General features: G+C 65.1%; 1 pseudogene. It reads left to right on the top strand.

Annotated elements, in window-relative coordinates:
- Positions 1-1,674 (top strand): annotated as a pseudogene (locus LNV06_RS22505) (heme utilization protein); the annotation flags it as partial.

Below are 1,674 nucleotides of genomic sequence, written 5' to 3'. Positions count from 1 at the left end.
TGCGCGCCTTGGCCACCGATGTCTTGGCCGCGCTCTCGCCGGCCCAGTTGGCCGCCCTGACCACCGCACAGATCCTGGCCCTGAGCTCCGATCAGCTGCGCAGCTTGGCCACGCAAGATCTGAACGCCCTCACCACGACTCAGTTCGCGGTCCTCACCACCGAGCAGCTCAAGGGTCTGACCTCCGATCAGTTCGGCCACTTGCAGACGCAAGACCTCAACGCCCTGAGCACCGCTCAGTTCGCCTCTCTGACTTCGGCTCAGCTGGGTGCTCTCAGCTCCGATCAGTCCGGTGCGCTCACCACCGAGCAAATCTCCAAGATGGAGAACGCCGACTTGCGCGCGCTGTCCACCTCGGTCATCGCCAAGCTCTCCACCGCTCAAGTCCAGGCCATCAATTCCGAACAGGTCGTGGCCCTCACCACCGATCAGATCAAGTCCTTCATCACCGATCAGATCGTCACTTTCAACACCGCTGAGCTCAGGGCCATGACCTCCAACCAGGTCGCCGCCTTGACGGCCGCTCAGCTCGGCGCCCTGGCCATCAACACCGACCAGATCACCGCCATCGACACCGCCGACATCACCGCCATCAGCACCGCCACCGTGCGCGCGCTCAGCGATGTGGCCCTGGCGGCGCTCACCCCGGCCCAGCTCCAAGCCCTGACCTCCAACCAGGTCGCTGCCTTGAGCTCCGATCAGATCAAGAACCTCGCCACCCAGGACCTCAACGCCCTGACCACCACTCAGTTCGCCCTGCTCAACTCCACGCAGCTCGCCGGCCTCACCACCGATCAGGTCGCCAAGCTGGAGAGTGCCGACCTGCGCGCGCTGTCCACCTCGGTCATCTCCAAGCTCTCCACCGATCAGGTCCAGGCCCTCGTCTCCGATCAGGTCGCCGTCCTCACCCTGGATCAGATCAAGACGCTCTCCTCTGAGCAGCTCAACACCTTCAGCACCGCTGAGATCGCCGCCCTGAGCTCCGCCCAGGTCGCCACACTCTCCGCCACACAGCTCGGCGGCCTGGCCGTCAACACCGACCAGATCGGCGCCATCGACACCGCCGACATCACCGCCATCTCCACCGCGGTCATTCGTGCCCTGTCCACCGCTACGCTGGCTGCGCTCGCCCCCAATCAGCTCGCAGCACTCACCACCGCGCAGGTCTCGGCCCTGAACACCGATCAGCTGCGCAGCCTGGCGACTCAAGACTTGAACGCCTTCATCCCCGCGCAGTTCGCGGCGCTGAGCACCGATCAGCTGCGCGTACTCAACTCCGATCAGATCGGCAATCTGCAGACCCAGGACCTCAACGCCCTGTCCGCCACGCAGTTCGCCTCGCTCACCTCCGCTCAGACCGCGGGCCTGTCCACCGAGCAGATCTCCAAGCTCGAGACGGCCGATCTGCGCGCCTTGGGCACCTCCGTCATCACCAAGCTCTCCACCGATCAGGTCAAGGCCATCGTCTCTGACCAAGTCGCCGCCCTCACCACCGATCAGCTCAAGACCCTCGGCACCGATCAGCTCAACACCTTCAGCACCTCCGAGCTGGCCGCGCTGACCTCCAACCAGGTCGCCGCCCTGAGCTCCACGCAGCTGGCTGGTCTGGCCCTCAACACCGACCAGATCGGTGCCATCGACACCGCCGACATCACCGCCATCTCCACCGCCGTCG

It is taken from the genome of Paucibacter sp. Y2R2-4, assembly GCF_025717535.1.
Classification (GTDB): Bacteria; Pseudomonadota; Gammaproteobacteria; order Burkholderiales; family Burkholderiaceae_C; genus Paucibacter_A.
The sequence above is the reverse complement of the archived record's forward strand: the minus strand, read 5'-3'. Positions and strand labels throughout refer to the sequence as shown.